The sequence below is a fragment of the Emcibacter nanhaiensis genome (assembly GCF_006385175.1).
In the GTDB taxonomy this organism is placed as follows: domain Bacteria; phylum Pseudomonadota; class Alphaproteobacteria; order Sphingomonadales; family Emcibacteraceae; genus Emcibacter; species Emcibacter nanhaiensis.
In genome coordinates this window covers 104,691-120,406 of record NZ_VFIY01000010.1, presented here as the reverse complement: position 1 = coordinate 120,406, position 15,716 = coordinate 104,691, and the positions used below count along the sequence as shown (strand labels likewise).

The 15,716-nt window shown below is 56.6% G+C and carries 15 protein-coding genes; 12 read left to right on the top strand and 3 right to left on the bottom strand.

The annotated features are described in order from the left end of the window. Positions 1–105 precede the first annotated feature (105 nt). The 5 genes from amt (at position 106) to FIV46_RS10020 (ending at position 7,250) form a co-directional block, all read left to right on the top strand. Positions 106–2,340, top strand: a complete 2,235-nt coding sequence (gene amt / locus FIV46_RS10040) for an ammonium transporter (protein WP_181163176.1) — start codon at positions 106–108, stop codon at positions 2,338–2,340. A gap of 147 nt (positions 2,341–2,487) precedes the next feature. After that, entirely contained in the window at positions 2,488–3,051 is a 564-nt protein-coding gene (locus FIV46_RS10035) for a hypothetical protein (RefSeq protein ID WP_219846066.1), read from the top strand. A 145-nt stretch (positions 3,052–3,196) separates the two neighbouring features. After that, on the top strand, positions 3,197–3,505 hold the full coding sequence (locus tag FIV46_RS10030) for a hypothetical protein (protein WP_139940790.1): 309 nt from the start codon (positions 3,197–3,199) through the stop codon (positions 3,503–3,505). Between the two features lie 308 nt (positions 3,506–3,813). Continuing rightward, on the top strand, positions 3,814–6,072 hold the full coding sequence (locus FIV46_RS10025) for a TonB-dependent receptor (RefSeq protein WP_139940789.1): 2,259 nt from the start codon (positions 3,814–3,816) through the stop codon (positions 6,070–6,072). Positions 6,073–6,137: 65 nt separating this feature from the next. Next, the gene (locus tag FIV46_RS10020) at positions 6,138–7,250 is read left to right on the top strand and encodes an alkaline phosphatase D family protein (RefSeq protein WP_219846065.1); all 1,113 of its coding nucleotides are present in this window, start codon (positions 6,138–6,140) and stop codon (positions 7,248–7,250) included. A gap of 82 nt (positions 7,251–7,332) precedes the next feature. On the opposite strand, the gene FIV46_RS10015 is transcribed toward FIV46_RS10020, so the two are convergent. Next, positions 7,333–8,481, bottom strand: a complete 1,149-nt coding sequence (locus FIV46_RS10015; RefSeq protein ID WP_139940788.1) for an alkaline phosphatase family protein — start codon at positions 8,479–8,481, stop codon at positions 7,333–7,335. A 151-nt stretch (positions 8,482–8,632) separates the two neighbouring features. Here FIV46_RS10015 and FIV46_RS10010 point away from each other — a divergent pair, with 151 nt between their 5' ends. From FIV46_RS10010 to hpaR, 4 genes are all read left to right on the top strand, one after another. Beyond that, positions 8,633–9,562: a cation diffusion facilitator family transporter gene (locus FIV46_RS10010; RefSeq protein ID WP_139940787.1), complete on the top strand. Its 930-nt coding sequence runs from the start codon at positions 8,633–8,635 to the stop codon at positions 9,560–9,562. After that, positions 9,552–9,977 carry a hypothetical protein gene (locus tag FIV46_RS10005; RefSeq protein WP_139940786.1) on the top strand — a complete coding sequence of 142 codons (426 nt, stop codon included), beginning with the start codon at positions 9,552–9,554 and terminating at the stop codon, positions 9,975–9,977. The genes FIV46_RS10010 and FIV46_RS10005 overlap by 11 nt, the downstream gene beginning before the upstream one ends. A gap of 166 nt (positions 9,978–10,143) precedes the next feature. Then, positions 10,144–10,410, top strand: coding sequence for a hypothetical protein (locus tag FIV46_RS10000; protein ID WP_139940785.1), 267 nt, complete (start codon positions 10,144–10,146; stop codon positions 10,408–10,410). A 72-nt stretch (positions 10,411–10,482) separates the two neighbouring features. After that, positions 10,483–10,905 carry a homoprotocatechuate degradation operon regulator HpaR gene (hpaR, locus tag FIV46_RS09995; protein ID WP_139940784.1) on the top strand — a complete coding sequence of 141 codons (423 nt, stop codon included), beginning with the start codon at positions 10,483–10,485 and terminating at the stop codon, positions 10,903–10,905. A gap of 8 nt (positions 10,906–10,913) precedes the next feature. Here the strand turns inward: hpaR and FIV46_RS09990 are convergent, their stop codons facing one another. Together FIV46_RS09990 and dapA are read right to left on the bottom strand one after the other, a co-directional pair. Next, on the bottom strand, positions 10,914–11,777 hold the full coding sequence (locus FIV46_RS09990; RefSeq protein ID WP_139940783.1) for a fumarylacetoacetate hydrolase family protein: 864 nt from the start codon (positions 11,775–11,777) through the stop codon (positions 10,914–10,916). Between the two features lie 12 nt (positions 11,778–11,789). Then, positions 11,790–12,686 carry a 4-hydroxy-tetrahydrodipicolinate synthase gene (gene dapA / locus FIV46_RS09985; protein WP_139940782.1) on the bottom strand — a complete coding sequence of 299 codons (897 nt, stop codon included), beginning with the start codon at positions 12,684–12,686 and terminating at the stop codon, positions 11,790–11,792. A 154-nt stretch (positions 12,687–12,840) separates the two neighbouring features. Between dapA and FIV46_RS09980 the strand changes: the two genes are divergently transcribed. The 3 genes from FIV46_RS09980 to hpaD are packed head-to-tail and all read left to right on the top strand — an operon-like array spanning position 12,841 to position 15,627. Further along, positions 12,841–13,245, top strand: a complete 405-nt coding sequence (locus FIV46_RS09980) for a 5-carboxymethyl-2-hydroxymuconate Delta-isomerase (RefSeq protein WP_139940781.1) — start codon at positions 12,841–12,843, stop codon at positions 13,243–13,245. 12 nt (positions 13,246–13,257) lie between these two features. Then, entirely contained in the window at positions 13,258–14,775 is a 1,518-nt protein-coding gene (gene hpaE, locus FIV46_RS09975) for a 5-carboxymethyl-2-hydroxymuconate semialdehyde dehydrogenase (protein WP_139940780.1), read from the top strand. 12 nt (positions 14,776–14,787) lie between these two features. Next, the gene (gene hpaD, locus FIV46_RS09970; protein ID WP_139940779.1) at positions 14,788–15,627 is read left to right on the top strand and encodes a 3,4-dihydroxyphenylacetate 2,3-dioxygenase; all 840 of its coding nucleotides are present in this window, start codon (positions 14,788–14,790) and stop codon (positions 15,625–15,627) included. The last annotated feature ends 89 nt before the right edge of the window (positions 15,628–15,716 follow it).

Here is a 15,716-nt window from a genome sequence, read left to right as displayed (position 1 = left end):
GTTTTGCAGTGCGGTTTATTCATAAAAAGTTAGGAACTACTGCTTTAAGTTGGTCACATACTAGTGATGCAAGGGTTTGAGGGACACCCTGCACAGGAGAATATGATGACTAATGTGTTCAGGCGTTTAATTTATTTGTTCCTTTCATTCAGCGCCATGCTGTTTCCCGCCGCCGCCCTGGCTGAACCGGCGCAGCGTTTTGCCCTGCAAAGTGATCTCGACCATGTCTGGACCATGACGGCCGCGGGCCTGGTGTTCATGATGCAGGCCGGATTTTTGCTGCTGGAAAGCGGCATGGTGCGGGCCAAAAACTCGATCAACGTGGCCCAGAAGAATATCACCGACTTTATTCTCTCGACCCTGGTGTTCGGTGCCGTTGGATTCATGATCATGTTCGGCTCATCCGTCGGCGGTCTGTTCGGCTTCGAGCTGGATTTGTTGATGTTTGACCGGGTCAGTGACTGGACCTTTACCTTTTTTGTTTTCCAGGTCGTGTTCTGCGGAACCGCTGTGACGGTGCTGTCCGGCGCGGTGGCAGAGCGCATGAAGATGGACGTTTTCATGATGATGGCGGTGTTCATCGGCGCCTTTGTCTATCCGGTTTACGGCCACTGGGCCTGGGGCAACCTGCTGGATCCGGCCAACGAACCTCTTCTGGGGGCCATGGGTTTCATCGATTTTGCCGGCTCTTCCGTGGTGCATTCCATCGGCGGGTGGGCGGCGCTTGCTGCCGTTATTCTGGTGGGGCCGCGGATCGGCAAGTTTGATGCTGAGGGAAATCCTCAACGGATCCACGGGCACAATGCCATTCTTTCCACCCTGGGAGCGATGATCATCTGGGTCGGCTGGATCGGTTTTAACGGCGGATCGACCACCGCCGGTACGTCTGCATTCGCCCATATTATCATGAATACTGTTGTCGCCGGCGCTATTGGCGGCCTGGTGCAGATGGTGCTGGGAAGATATATTGAAGGTATCTACCGTCCGTTCAGGACCATTAACGGCGTTCTGGCCGGACTGGTCGGAATTACGGCGGGCTGCGATGCGGTGTCCACCTGGGGGGCGCTGGCGATCGGCGCCAGCAGCAGCCTGGTATGCTTTTACGGCGCAAAGATGCTGGTCTACCGGTTCAAACTGGACGATGTGGTCGGCGCCATATCCGTGCACGCTTTTGCCGGGGCCTGGGGCACTGTTATGGTGGGGGTGTTCGCCATGCCTGACAAACTTGCAGCAGCTGACCGTTTCGAGCAGATCGGTGTCCAGTCCCTGGGGGTGGTGCTTTGCTTTGTCTGGGCGTTCGGGACAAGTTATGTTTTCCTGCGTGTTCTGAAAATGGTGCTTTCCAGCCATCAGAATCCCAACGGCCTGCGGGTTCCTCCGGCCCATGAACTGGAGGGCCTGAACGCCTCCGAGCACGGGGCGACGCTCGGCACCGGGGTCCTGCAAAGGGCCATGTGCGAACTGGCGGACGGCAATGCGGACCTGACCCGCCGGGTGCAGATCGAACCCGGCGACGAGGCCGGGGAGCTTGGTGAGATTTTCAACCGGGTGATGGATACCATCGAAGAAAACGAGCGTAAAATGCGTTCCCTGGAGAAGGAAAAGGAAGCCAACCAGGCCAAGACGGCCTTCATTGCCAAAATGTCCCATGAATTGCGCACACCGTTGAATGCGATCATCGGATTTTCTGACATTCTCCGGGGCAAGGCCGCCCAGACCGTCAAACCGGAAACCGTGCATGAATATGCCGAGGATATCAATTCAAGCGGCCGGCACCTTCTGGAAATCATCAATGATATTCTTGACCTGTCAAAGATCGAGGCCGGAAAATATGTGCTTCACCTGGAGGAGGTCTGGGTGGATGAAATCGCCGAGCAGGCCCTGCGTCTGATCCGTGAGGCGGCAAATGACAAGAATCTCACAGTCTCGTGCCAGATTGACCGCAATTTCCCGTCCCTCAGGCTGGACGAGAGGCTGATGAAGCAGATCATGACCAACCTGCTGTCCAATGCGATCAAGTTCACGCCGGAAGGCGGCAAGGTGAGCGTAATTCACAAGGTGTTGCCGACCGGCGGTGTGCGCATTGTTGTCGCAGACACCGGCATTGGCATGGCGGAGAAAGATATTGCCAAGGCGCTGGAACCCTTTGGCCAGGTGGAATCCTACCTGACGCGCCAGCACCAGGGGACCGGACTTGGCCTGCCGTTGGTGAATGCCTTTGTGGAACTGCAGGGCGGCACCCTTCTGATCGAAAGTGAACCTGGCACGGGAACCGAAATTTCCATCATTTTCCCGCAGTCTCTTGTCTTTGACGAGACACTTTCCGCCGATACAGCCTGATCCCTTTGTTGCTGTCCCGGCCCGGGAGAACAGGACTTTCCCCTTTACAGGCAATTTATGCTATACTTGTTAAAGTTCGGTATTAAAGATACTCGAACTTTCGGATATGCGAAAATAACTTCGCATAGAGCCAAACAGGAGGGGAGTATGAATGGAATTTTGAGGAAAATGGCGACCGGCTTTGGTGCCTGTCTGTCAGTGCTGTTGGTGGTTGTGAACGTGCAGGCCGGGGAACAGGAAAGCGTGGAAGACAAGATCGCCCGGGCTATGTCGGCCGCCCCAATGGATATTTCCGCTGAAGCCACCATCATCGATATTGACGGCACGGTTCTGCGGGAAGGGACCAATGACTGGATTTGCATGCCTGGAGTGCCGTTAATTCCCGGCGACAAGCATCCCATGTGCAACGACCCGGTCTGGACTGCCTGGATGAAGGCCGTAGCGGAGGGCCAGCCCTTTACGACCGACGTCATTGGCGTGTCCTATATGCTGCAGGGGGACGCCCTGGTCAATAATGACGATCCGTCCGCCACCGATCCCAATGATGGCGGGGTCTGGGTGCAGGAAGGCCCTCATCTGATGCTTCTGATGCCGTCCGCAGCACATCTGAAGGGGCTTCCCCGCAATCCCTTTGTTGGTGGGCCCTACGTCATGTGGGGGGATACTCCCCTGGTTCATGTCATGGTGCCGCTGGAAGAGAAAACTCAATAAAAATACACATAAAATCTGCCTGGATTTTGAATTAAACACGATCCGGTTGTTCATGCTCCGTTAAATCGGAATCACCTATGATTCAGAGAATCACGGGTGCAAGGGACCTTGAGGCTTAACCGTTAACCTGAGAGGAACCACGGGTATGAACAACCGGAAAAAAACTTCGCTTTGTATCGTTGCTTGTCTTGTCGCAACCGTCTTTGCCGGCGCCGCCCAGGCCCGGGAACTCAGCACCGAAGAAGTTGATGCCGCGGTTCTGGCCGCACAAAAAGCCCGGCAAGCCGCCCAGCAGGCCATGCTGGAGTATCGTGACCGGAGCCACATCTCCTCTGAAGAGGCAGACAAAGCCAAACAAGCAGCCAAGGTAGCGCTGAATGCCGCCCGCGAAGCCTCAAAGCAAGCGGCGCAGCTGGTCAGCGAATATGCCTACAACATGTCGAACGGCAGCTAACAGAAATTTTCTCTCCCTGACAATCTCCCTGTATGATTGTAGCCTTAAACTGAATTTACCGCCCTGGCCTGCCGGGGCTTTTTTTTATAGAAAAGGGATATGTATCTCCGCCCAAAAAAACCTCAAGTTGCTGTTTTGTCATAATTATTTAATGCCCGTCCGGGACACACAATTTCTCCACGAATAATTCACCGCTCTGTCAATGAAGCGTCACGAAAGCTTCACTCCCCGGAGCTACTTCTCCACCGGCGTTAAAGCTGAACGCTTATCCAATAAAAATATTCATTATTCGTTCGAGAGGAAAAGTCATGAAACGGATGCTTTCAAGAAAGTCCATGCTTCTGGGCGTGAGCGCTGTTGCGCTGATGACCGTTGCCACGGCTCAGGCAGAAGAAGAAGTCTACGAAGACGATGCTGCGGAATATGAAGAGATCATGGTGACCGGCAAAAAGGTAACCTTCGCCAACAACGCCACCGACCAGGTTATGCTGGACCAGAAGGCGCCGGCTGCCAGCGTTCTCGCTGTGGTTGACAGCCTGCCGGGCGTTCTGGTCAGCGAAGGCGGTATCTTCGGATCCGACGACTGGTCAACAACCGTCAATATGCGCGGCTTCTCTGTTGGTCTTGACCAGCAGCAGATCGGCACCACCATTGACGGCCTGCCCAACGGTAACTCCAACTATGGCGGCGGCTCCAAGGCCAACCGTTACCTGGATGCGGAAAACATGGAGCGGGTAGAGGTCTCCCAGGGGACTGCTGACATCGGTTCCCCGTCCCATGAGGCCCTTGGCGGTACATTGAACTTCATCTCCCGCAATCCGCTGGAGGAAGAGCAGTTCCGTGTCGGCCTGTCCTACGGTGACAACAACGCCCAGCGTATGTTCGTCAGCTATGACACAGGCGAGATCTTCGGCAACACCACGGCTTACATCAGCTATTCCCACACCGATAACGATGCCTGGATCGGCAACGCCGGCGGTACCTACCGGGATCATGTGGAAGCCAAGTTCGTCACCGAACTGGAAGACTGGACCCTGACCGGTCGTATCTCTTATGACGATGCCAACGAAGACAACTATCAGCGTATCAGCCTGGATTCCTTTTATGAAAATCCGGACTGGGACCGCCTGACCGACCAGTTGACCGGTATTCCGGTTATCGACCAGAACTTCCGTCCGTCATGGTCCACCCTGCGCAAGAACTTCTTTGCCTATCTGAATGCGGCGTATGAAGGTGAAAACTTCTCAGCCCATATCACTCCTTACTTCCACCAGCAGAATGGTCGTGGTGACTGGGCGCCGCCGTATCTGGTTGCTCTTGACGGCACCGGTGACCTGCAGCCCAGTGGTACTGTGTTCGGCGGCGGTTACACCGAGCGCGTATTTGAAGTCGATGGAAACCCGGTTATGTCTTATCGGCACACCCATTACGCCAAGCGTCGCCTCGGGTTCACCACCGAAGTCCAGGCTCAGCTGGTAGAAGACAACGAACTGCGCGTCGGCGGCTGGCTGGAAAGCACACGTCGCGACGAATGGCGTGACTGGCACGAAATCATCAACCCGCTGGCTTCCCACGCCTTTGTGGAAACCGCCTACTGGCGCCAGTATGACCGCACCTTCAACACCGACACCATCCTGCTGTATGCGGAAGACAGCCATGAATTCGGTGACCTGACACTGAGTGCCGGCCTGAAGAAATTCTTCGTCGATATCGAGCGCAAGGACGATTTCGGCAATGAAGCCAACTTCAGCAAAAACAGCGACTCTGACGTTCTCTTCTCTGTCGGTGCGGTTTACAACATCACTGAAGAACTGGAAGTCTTCGGCGGCTTCTCCCAGAACTTTGCCGCCATCAAAGACGGTGTGATTGAGGACCTCTCCGACCTGGCCGGATCCGGCAATGCCGAGATCCAGGCGTCCATCGACAGTGTTGACCCGGAAACGGCTGACAACATCGACCTTGGTGTTCGCTATTCCAACGACTGGATCCGCTTCAGCCTGACCGGTTACAGCATCAAGTTTGAAAACCGCATTGAAGCCATCTGCTCCAACAACGTCAGCGGCATCGATTATCTTGGTGATGACGAATGTGCCTACACCAACGTCGGCGGCGTGAAGTCCAAAGGGATCGAGGCTTTTGTTGACATTCGTGTGAATGACAACTGGAAGCTCTATTCCGCTCTGACCGTCAACGACTCCAAGTATGCCGGTACAGATGTGAAGGTTGCCCTGGCGCCGGAATTCCAGCTGGTCGGCACCCTGAGCTATACGAAAGACGGCCTGAACGCCGGTATTTCCGCCAAACATGTGGGCAAGCGATGGGGTAATTATACCACTGCCGCTGACGGGATTACGCCGGCTAGCAATGTGGATCGTCTGCCGTCCTTCACCATCGCCGACTTCTGGGTGGGTTATACCCTCGAGGGCGCCCTGGGACTGGACGCCATCGATTTCCGCCTGAACGTCAGCAACCTGTTTAACGAAGACTACCTCGGTGGCGGTACACCGGGTGGATACTTCCTGGGCACGGCGCGCCAGACCCTGGCGACCATGACCATGAAATTCTGATCACAGAACTGAACTGGGGGAAGCCTGCGGGCTTCCCCCTTTTTTCCGTTTCAGGGGATAAAAACATGAGAAAGATTACCAGAAATAATATTACGAGGCGTGAATTTCATCTCGGTGCAGCGGCAAGCCTGGCGGGCGCGACGGCTCTGTCCACCGGGCTGATGACAGGAGGAACCGCATTCGCGAAGGAAGCGCAGAAGCCGCTGACCCGCATTCTGTTCGGTTCCTGCTGCCATCAGGACAAACCGCAGCCGATCTGGGACCCGATCCTGCAGCTGGAGCCGGAACTGTTCATTTTTCTCGGCGACAATATCTATGGTGACAGCCGGGATATGGCAGTGCTCAAGGCCAAATATGACAAGCAGCGGAAAAACTTCACCCGTCTCAGGGAAAAGACCCCGGTGGTGGCGATCTGGGACGACCATGATTTCGGCGAAAATGACGCCGGCAAGGAATATCCCTTCAAGGACCCGTCCAAGGAGCTGTTTTTCGACTTTTGGGACGAGCCCAAAGACAGCCCGCGCCGCCGCGATGGCGACGGCATTTACGGCTCCTGGCTGTTCGGGCCGGAGGACAAGCGCATCCAGGTGATTCTGCCCGACCTGCGCTATAACCGCGATGCGCTCCGCACCGTGAAGAGCAAAGAAGACTATCGCCAGCGCGACCTGGTCGGCTTCGGCCCCTATCTGCCGGTGGGCGAGGACAAAACCATGCTCGGCGAGGCGCAGTGGGCCTGGCTCGAGGAACAGCTGCAGGTGCCGGCCAGGCTGCGCATCATCGGCTCCAGCCTGCAGTATCTGGCCAATCATCCGGGCTGGGAAGGCTGGTATAACTTCCCGCACGAGCGCAAACGGATCATCGACCTGATCGAAAAGCACCGGGCCGAAGGGGTGCTCTTCATTTCCGGTGACACCCACTGGGCGGAGCTGAGCTGCCAGCGCGACGGCATGCCCTATCCGATCTGGGACCTCACCTCCAGCGGCCTGACCCAGACCTGGCCCAACGTGGGTCCCAATGTCTATCGCTGGAACGACCTCAGCTTCGCCGGGCAGAATTTCGGCGGCCTCTATATCGACTGGGAACAGAACGACCCGCTGGTGGTCATGGAAGTGCGCGACAATCAGGGCAACCGGGTCCTGCAGCACAGTATCCTGCTGTCCAGCCTGTCCTTCAAATAACTCCCCAAAAAAAGAGCCCGGCAGAATATTGCCGGGCCATGCTTCAGTTGGGGGTAGATAAACTTTATGAGGGCATAGGCATCTACTTGAACATGCTGTCGATCGGCGCCCCGGCGTCCATATCCGGATGGCTGTCTTCGTACGTCAGGCCGAGGAATTTGGCGGCGGTGGCGGCAATCTGCTTCTGGTACACTTCCTCTGTGTTCTGCATTTCCCCGCCAGCCGGAGTGTCGGGACCGATCACCGCCATCCAGATGGCGCCGTCGCCCGGGAAGTCGCTCACTTTATCCGCGCCGTCCTTGTCGGTGTAATGGAAGCGGCCGTGATGTTTCCAGTTCTCCAGCGCCGCGCCGCGGCCATGGTCGGTGGTGACGATCAGGGTGGTCTTGTCCTTGTAGCGGGGATCGCTCTGCACCCAGCTCCAGATCCGGCCGATGAAATCGTCGGCGCGGTGGGCGGCAAGGACATACTGGTCGTAAAATCCCTCATGGGCGAAATCGTCAGTCTCGCCGAGCGAGATATAGAGCAGGCGCGGGGCTTTTTCTTTCAGGTATTCAAAGGCGAAGCCGAAGGTGAAGGCGTCGAGCCGCACCGTGTCCCAGGGGCTCGGCACTTCCTTCTGCAGCTCGTTGAGGAAGGCGACTTTCTCATTGTCGCCCATGCCGGTCATTTCCTCAAACCCGGCATTGACCGGCACGCCGCTGCGGGCTTCATTGAGGATATAGGGGAACACGTCCCAGGAGCCGAAGGCGGCTTCCCGGCCCTCGAAGCCCTTCTGCTTGTTGAGCCACTCCAGCACATTAACGTTAGGGTTCAGTACCTTGTCGTTACTGTCGACGCGCGGGTCGGGCAGGCCGGTCAGGATCTCGTTATAACCGGGATAGGAGAAATGATAGGGATTGGTGACGCTCACGGCGCTGCCCTTGTCCCGGTTGCCGTAAAGCTGGCCCTTGGTGGCCACGGTGGACCAGAGGAAGGGGAAGACGGCGGCGCGATTTTTCTCGGCTGAGCCCTGGTTATAGGTTTCTTTGAACGCCTCATGGGTCTTGTGATAGGCGTTATAATCTTTCTGGTCGAAGAATTTCTTGTCGACACCGCGGAACACTTCTTCCCAGCGCACCCCGTCCAGGGTGATAAGGATGACATTTTCCGTCTTCAGCTCCTCCGCCCGGGCGGGCAGGGCGGCGAAAGCCACAGAAAAAGCAACAATAATCAGTTTAAAAAATTTCATCATACAGGTCCTGAATTTAACTCAGATCCGTGTTTATCATTGCTCTGTGATGCTTCTGTGAAGCTTTGGTGTCGGACATGTTTTTTATTTATTTCCGCCGCTAACAGGAAATATGCTAAAAAGTGAAAAAACAATCTGTCGAGGGGAATAGATGTCGTCGTCACATGCTTCCAAAAAGGTGATTTTTGCGGCGCTGGCCGGTAATTTCATGATTGCCGTCACCAAATTCGCCGCCGCCCTGTTTACCGGGTCCTCGGCCATGTTTTCCGAAGGTATCCACAGCCTGGTCGACACCGGCAACCAGGGGCTCCTGCTGTTCGGGCTCCGGCAATCGAGAAAACCCGCCGACAAGCAGCATCCCTTCGGCTACGGCATGGAGCTTTATTTCTGGACCTTCGTCGTCGCCATCCTGATTTTCGCCATCGGCGCCGGGGTCTCCATCTATGAAGGCATCCAGAAAACCCTGGATCCACATCCGGTGGAAAATATCTTCATCAACTATATTGTCCTCGGCTTTGCCCTGCTGTTCGAGGGATTTGCCTTTACCGTGGCGTTCCGGGAATTCAATGCCGCCCGCACCCGCAAGAGCGTGCTGGCTGAAATTCATGCCAGCAAAGACCCGACCATCTTCACCGTGCTGTTCGAGGATACCGCCGCCATGCTCGGCCTGCTGGTGGCCTTTATCGGCATTTCCGCGGCGGATTACTTCGATATTCCCATGCTCGACGGCGTCGCCTCCATCATCATCGGCGTGATCCTGGCCATGACCGCCGTCCTGCTGGCCTATGAATCCAAGGGCCTGTTGATCGGCGAGGCGGCGAGTTCGACCCTGGTCAAACGGGTCGAGGAAATCGCCCTCGACCATCCGGCGATAGAAGGCATCAACGAGACCCTGACCATGCACCTGGGGCCCCGGGATATCCTCTTGAACCTCAGCCTCGACTTCCGTAACGATATTCGCGCCGGCGACCTGGAAAATGTGGTCAGCTACCTGGAAAGCGTGATCAAGGCCGAATTCCCGCAGATCAAACGCATCTTCATCGAGGCCCAGGGGGGAACCGCAAACTTGAATGCAAATTAAGTTGAGCACTCGAATTGTCATCCTGGTAGCAGACGTTGCCATTAAAATCCCTAAACTCCCAGTCTGGAAAAAAAGGTTTTGGCATTATTATCTGGAAGGATTGCGGCAAAATAGGAATGAGATTGATTGGTGGGAAAGAACTCATGATGGCCGGTTATGTCCTATCAAAACACATTTTTTGGGTGGTCAGATATTGGTAATGCAACGGGCAACGCAACTCACCGAACAGCAGTTTAAAGAGTATTTCCCTCATCCTTCCTCTTTGGAAGAGTATTTTGACAACTCATATACGTATCCAGATTGTGAATTAACGACATCCTATATGCCATATGAACACAAGTCAGATGGATTTGGTCTTCTAAGTGGCAAAGTTATCGCGCTCGATTATGGAAACGATGATTTGCCAAATCTTTAGATAATAAAAATTACTACCACGACTAATGACCTGTGAAAAAGACTCGCCGATCGCCACCCGCCCCATTAAAATGGTTAACAGGTGAAACGGTTTTCTGCTATGCTGCCGTTAAAACCATCTCCTGCGGAGGAGTGGACCATAAGGGGCTTGGGGTACACGAGGAAATATGACCAATAACACCAGGATCAAAATCTACCTGCCGTTGTTCCTGCTCGTCTTTGCGCTGATCTTTTCGCTGATCCTGGCGCTGGTCTGGGGCGACGGGGACGGCTTGTCCCTCTGGCTCGACCTGCTGCCCGGTACCTTGTTGAAAGCTGTGGTGGTGATGCTGATTGTCGAGGGCCTGCTGTTTTTCTTTCTGCATGGGGAAGCAGGCCCGGCAGACCCCGGGACGGGAAGCGACAAAGCACCGGAAAAGGCGAAAGCCGAATAAAACAGATAAATTACTTAACAAGTTAACTGTTTTCCGCTAAGCTGTTCCAAACCGCTTTAACCAGAGGCCTTTATGGAAGAATTCAACCGCAGCCTGCCCATGCGCCTGCTCAGGGCGCGAGAGGTCTATCTCAAACTGTTCCGGCCGATCTTCACCACGCACGAGATCACCGAACAGCAGTGGCGGGTGTTGCGCGCGCTCCGGGACGAGGGCGAGCAGTCGGGCCAGACCCTGAGCAAAAAATGCATCATTTCCGGGCCGAGCCTGAGCCGCATCATCAGCCTACTGAACAAGAAAAAATATATCACCCGTCGGATCCAGCCCGACGACCAGCGCTATATGCTGATTGCCCTGTCGGACGAGGGCCGTGCGCTCTGTGACCGGATCGCACCGCTGATCGACGCCAAATACAGGGAACTGAAGGGCATTATCACTGAGTCCGAGACCGACCAGCTGCATGGCCTGCTCGACAAAATCATCGCCCACGACGAGTAGGCGAGGCGTCAGACCACCTCATCCTCGATACCGTTGCTCAGCACCCCAATCCCGTCCACTTCCACTTCGACCACATCGCCGGGCTTGAGCCAGATCGGCGGATCGAAGCGCGCGCCGGCGCCGGTCGGCGTGCCGGTGGCGATAATGTCGCCGGGCTGCAGTTCGGTAAAAGTGGAGATATAATTCACCAGATAGGCGATCGGATACATCATGCTGGCGGTGGTGTCATCCTGCCGCGTCTCGCCATTGACCCGGGTCCGGACCCGGAGATCGGTATAATCCTTGACCTCGTCTGCGCTCACCATCCACGGCCCCAGTGAGCCGCTGCGTTCGAAATTCTTGCCCTGGGTGACATTGAATTTGGCGTGGCGGATCCAGTCGCGGATGCTGCCCTCGTTCATGATGGTCAGTCCGGCGATATGGTTGTAGGCCTCGCTTTCCGGAATGCGGCGGCCGCCTTTGCCGATCACCAGCACGATCTCGCCTTCATAATCCAGCTGCTCGCTCTCCGGCGGGCGCACCAGATTCTCGCCGTGCGCCACCAGCGAGCCCGGTGTGCGCATGAAAATGCTGGGATATTTCTTGACCGCGCTGCCGTCCTTATATTCTTCGTTGCGGTTTGCGTAATTGACGCCGACGCAGATCACCTTGCCGGGATTGAGGATTGGTTTCAGCAGTTTGATCTCGTCGAGCGGGAAATCGGGCTCGAGCCCGGCGCATATGTCCCGGGCGGCGCTGACCAGGCCGTGGATCACCAGGTCGTCGACGGTCCTGATGTCGTCGCCCAGTTTACCTCCGAGATCCACCACCTGGTCGTCGCGGACCGCACCGAAGGAGATCTTGCCGTGCCGTTCAAAATTGATGAATTTCATGATGTCCTCCCTCTAGATCAGTCCCGCGCGCTCAAGCACCCCGTCGAGCCGCTTTTCCAGTTCCGGGGTAGCCGGACACATGGGCAGGCGATGCTCATTCTCCGGGATCAGGCCCATACGCTTCATCATATATTTGATGGGGATCGGGTTGGTATCGTAAAAGACCGACTGGTTCACTTCCAGCAGTTTCTGGTGCTGGGCCATGCCGGCCTGCATGTCATTGTCCCACACCGCCTGCACCATATCGGCCAGCACCCGGGGGCTGAGGTTGCCGACCGCATTCATCAGGCCGACGGCGCCCACGGCCATCATCGGGAAGCTCAGTTCCTCAAGCCCGACAAAGAATTTCAGTTCCGGACTGACATGGCCGAGGCAGTCACTGACAAAACCCAGGTCATTGACCGCATGCTTGAGGCCGACAAAATTGGAAGACTCATCCTTCAGGGTCCGCACGGTGTCGACGGTGACGCCGACGGCGGTGCGGCCCGGAATATGATAGATCATCCACGGCACTTCGTGATAGTCGGTCAACGCCTTATAATATTGAATCAGGCCGCGCTGCGGCGGACGGATATAATAGGGGGTGACGATCAGCAGCGCATCGGCGCCTTCCTCGACCGCATGGCGGGTGAGTTGCTCGCTTTCGGCCAGTGACTGGGATCCGGTCGCCACCACCACCGGTATGCGCCCGGCGGCGGTCTTGATGGCGAGGCTGGCGATGCGGTTGCGTTCCTCCACAGTCAGGGTAGAGGGCTCGGAGGTGGTGCCGTTGACCAATATCCCGTGCGAGCCGTTGTTGATCTGGAATTCCACCAGCCCGGCATAGGCGTCATAATCCACCTCGTCACCCCGGAACGGGGTGATCAGCGGCGGGATCGAGCCTTTCAGGCGGTCGGTTGACAGGGTCATCTTTGTCTCCTTGGCGCTTCTGCGCTACAATATACTCCTTGACAGCGGGGCGTGCAGCAGTATATTAATGAACATGTTATCTATTAACTTGTTAATTAATATACTGCTGCCTGTCAATTTGTTTTTATAGGGAAGGCGCTACCGGAGAAAAAACGTGCCGCATTTCATTGTCGAATATTCCGCCAATATCGAGAAGGAGCTGGATCTGCCGGCCTTCCTGCCGAAGATCCGCGATAAGGCGGTGGAAACCGGGGTTTTCCCGCTTGGCGGTGTGCGGGTCCGGGCGGCACGCCGGGACCATTATGTGGTGGCCGACGGGGCGCCGGAGAATGCCTTCGTCCATGTCACGGCCCGGCTTCGGGAAGGGCGGCCTTTTGAGGTGCGCAAAGAGGCCGGCAATGCTATCTTTGAGGTGATCTGCGACCATCTGCAGCCGATCTTCGACAGCCGTCCGCTTGGCATCAGTTTCGAAATGCAGGAAATCGACATGGACTTTAATTTCAAGAAGAATAACCTGCACCGGATTATGCGGGAAAAATATCCCGAGAAGAATTTGTAAGGACCAGACATCATGGGACAGTTTGAAGACAATCTGGCCAAAGCCGATCAGCTGCTGCAGCGGTTCCGGGACGCCCCCGCCGGTCATTTTATCGGCGGTGCCTGGACCACAGGGCAGAGTGGTGAGACCTTTGAAAATCTCACTCCGGTCGACAATAGTGTTCTTGGAAAAGTGGCGCGCGGCAATGCCCGGGATGTGGATGACGCCTGCCAGGCGGCCTGGTCGGCCTTTCCGGCCTGGCGCGACATGGCCCCGGCCGCGCGCAAGAAAATCCTGCATCATTTCGCCGACCTGATCGAGCGCGATGCCGAAGAAATCGCCCTGCTGGAAAGCATGGACACCGGCCAGCCGATCCGCTTCATGAGCAAGGCGGCGATCCGTGGTGCGGCCAATTTCCGCTTTTTTGCCGACCGCTGTCCGGAAGCCCGCGACGGCCAGGCCCTGCCCATGCAGGAGCATATCAATTACACCATCCGCCAGGCCATCGGTCCGGTTGGCGTCATCACCCCGTGGAATACGCCCTTCATGCTGTCAACCTGGAAGATCGCCCCGGCGCTTGCCGCGGGTTGCACGGTGGTGCACAAACCGGCGGAATGGAGCCCGCTTACGGCGGTGAAACTGGCCGAACTGGCGGAAAAAGCCGGAATACCCGCCGGGGTCTGGAACATGGTGCAGGGACTGGGTGAGGAGGCAGGCAAGGCGCTCACCGAACATCCCCATATCAAGGCACTGGCCTTTGTCGGTGAAAGCAGCACCGGCAGCATGATCATGGCCCAGGGCGCGCCGACCCTGAAACGGGTGCATTTCGAGCTCGGCGGCAAGAATCCGGTGATTGTTTTTGACGATGCCGACCTGGAGCGGGCGCTGGATGCGGTGGTGTTCATGATTTACAGCCTGAACGGCCAGCGTTGCACTTCGTCCAGCCGCCTGCTGGTGCAGAAAAGCATCGAGCAGGAGTTTGTCGCCCGCGTCGCGGACCGGGTCGCCAACATCAGGGTCGGCCATCCGCTTGATCCCGGCACCGAAGTGGGGCCGCTGGTGCATAAACGCCATTTTGAAAAAGTCATGAGCTACATGGACATCGCCAAAGAGGACGGTGCCGACATCCGCGCCGGCGGGGCGGCGGTCGCCGATCTTGCCCCCGGCAACTATGTGCAGCCGACTCTGTTTGCCGAGGCCCGCAATGACATGCGCATCGCCCAGGAGGAAATCTTCGGTCCGGTGCTGACTGCGATTCCGTTTGCGGATGAGGCCGAGGCGCTGAAGCTGGCCAACGATGTGATCTACGGCCTTTCGGGCTATATCTGGACCGCGGACGTGGGCCGGGCCCATCGCATGGCCCAGAATGTGGATGCGGGCATGATCTGGGTGAATTCGGAAAACAACCGCCATTTGCCGGCGCCGTTCGGCGGCACCAAGGCCAGCGGCATCGGCCGCGACGGTGGCGACTACAGCTTTGAATTTTATATGGAAACCAAGAATATCTGCATTGCCCTCGGGAAGCACAACATCCCCAAACTGGGCGTGTAAGGGAGACGGAAAATGGGTGAAGTGGCACTGGCCGCCAAGATTTGTCATGTCCCGACCATCTGGATGTCGGAAATGATTGAGGGTTTCGAGGGCATCCGGCAGTTCGCCATCGACGGCCTTAAGGAAATCGGCCGCCGGGCCGAGGCGCGGGGCGTGGACACCTTCATCCTCTGTGATACCCACTGGCTGGTCAACCAGGGCTTCCATGTCAACGGCCGGGATGGCTGGTCAGGCACCTTCACCAGCCATGAACTGCCGCATATGCTCAACGGGCTCGAATATGACTATAGCGGCGATCCGGAACTGGGCGACCTGATCGCAGAGGAAGGCAATGCCGCCGGCCTCAAAAGCCGCTGCCACAAGATGGAAGGCATGAACCTGGAATATGGCACCCTGATCCCCATGCGCCACGCCAATCATTTTGGCGCCAAAGTGCTGCCCATCGCCGCCAACCAGTTTTCCAGTGTTGAGGAAAACCGCATTTTCGGCGCCGCCGTGCGTCGGGCGGTGGAAAAAAGCGGCCGCCGCGTCGCCTTCCTCGCCTCCGGTTCCCTGTCTCACGAATTCGCCCCCAACCATATCTCCCAGGAAAAGCTCAACGACATCACCGACGAATTCCATCGCCAGGTGGACCTGCGGGTGATGCAGCTGTGGACCGAGGGCCAGATCGAACCGTTCCTCAGGATGTTGCCCACCTATGTAAAACTGTGCCAGGGCGAGGGGGCCATGGCCGACACTTCCATGCTGTTTGGCCTCCTGGGCTGGGATCAATACCGGGGTAAAGGCGAGGTGATCTGCGACTATTTCCCCTCCAGCGGCACCGGACAGACCATCGTCGAATTCCCGCTCTAACCGGACCTCGGGCGATATTCCCACAATCTGGTACAGGTTGTTCATATTTTTTCTACTGTTCGGATAGTCTTTGGGCTATAGTCGGGACA

Excerpts from the sequence above, each read along its gene's own strand:
- amt (WP_181163176.1), top strand. The coding sequence starts at position 106 with ATGACTAATGTGTTCAGGCGTTTAATTTATTTGTTCCTTTCATTCAGC.
- FIV46_RS10035 (WP_219846066.1), top strand. The coding sequence starts at position 2,488 with ATGAATGGAATTTTGAGGAAAATGGCGACCGGCTTTGGTGCCTGTCTG.
- FIV46_RS10030 (WP_139940790.1), top strand. The coding sequence starts at position 3,197 with ATGAACAACCGGAAAAAAACTTCGCTTTGTATCGTTGCTTGTCTTGTC.
- FIV46_RS10025 (WP_139940789.1), top strand. The coding sequence starts at position 3,814 with ATGAAACGGATGCTTTCAAGAAAGTCCATGCTTCTGGGCGTGAGCGCT.
- FIV46_RS10020 (WP_219846065.1), top strand. The coding sequence starts at position 6,138 with ATGAGAAAGATTACCAGAAATAATATTACGAGGCGTGAATTTCATCTC.
- FIV46_RS10015 (WP_139940788.1), bottom strand. The coding sequence starts at position 8,481 with ATGAAATTTTTTAAACTGATTATTGTTGCTTTTTCTGTGGCTTTCGCC.
- FIV46_RS10010 (WP_139940787.1), top strand. The coding sequence starts at position 8,633 with ATGTCGTCGTCACATGCTTCCAAAAAGGTGATTTTTGCGGCGCTGGCC.
- FIV46_RS10005 (WP_139940786.1), top strand. The coding sequence starts at position 9,552 with ATGCAAATTAAGTTGAGCACTCGAATTGTCATCCTGGTAGCAGACGTT.
- FIV46_RS10000 (WP_139940785.1), top strand. The coding sequence starts at position 10,144 with ATGACCAATAACACCAGGATCAAAATCTACCTGCCGTTGTTCCTGCTC.
- hpaR (WP_139940784.1), top strand. The coding sequence starts at position 10,483 with ATGGAAGAATTCAACCGCAGCCTGCCCATGCGCCTGCTCAGGGCGCGA.
- FIV46_RS09990 (WP_139940783.1), bottom strand. The coding sequence starts at position 11,777 with ATGAAATTCATCAATTTTGAACGGCACGGCAAGATCTCCTTCGGTGCG.
- dapA (WP_139940782.1), bottom strand. The coding sequence starts at position 12,686 with ATGACCCTGTCAACCGACCGCCTGAAAGGCTCGATCCCGCCGCTGATC.
- hpaE (WP_139940780.1), top strand. The coding sequence starts at position 13,258 with ATGGGACAGTTTGAAGACAATCTGGCCAAAGCCGATCAGCTGCTGCAG.
- hpaD (WP_139940779.1), top strand. The coding sequence starts at position 14,788 with ATGGGTGAAGTGGCACTGGCCGCCAAGATTTGTCATGTCCCGACCATC.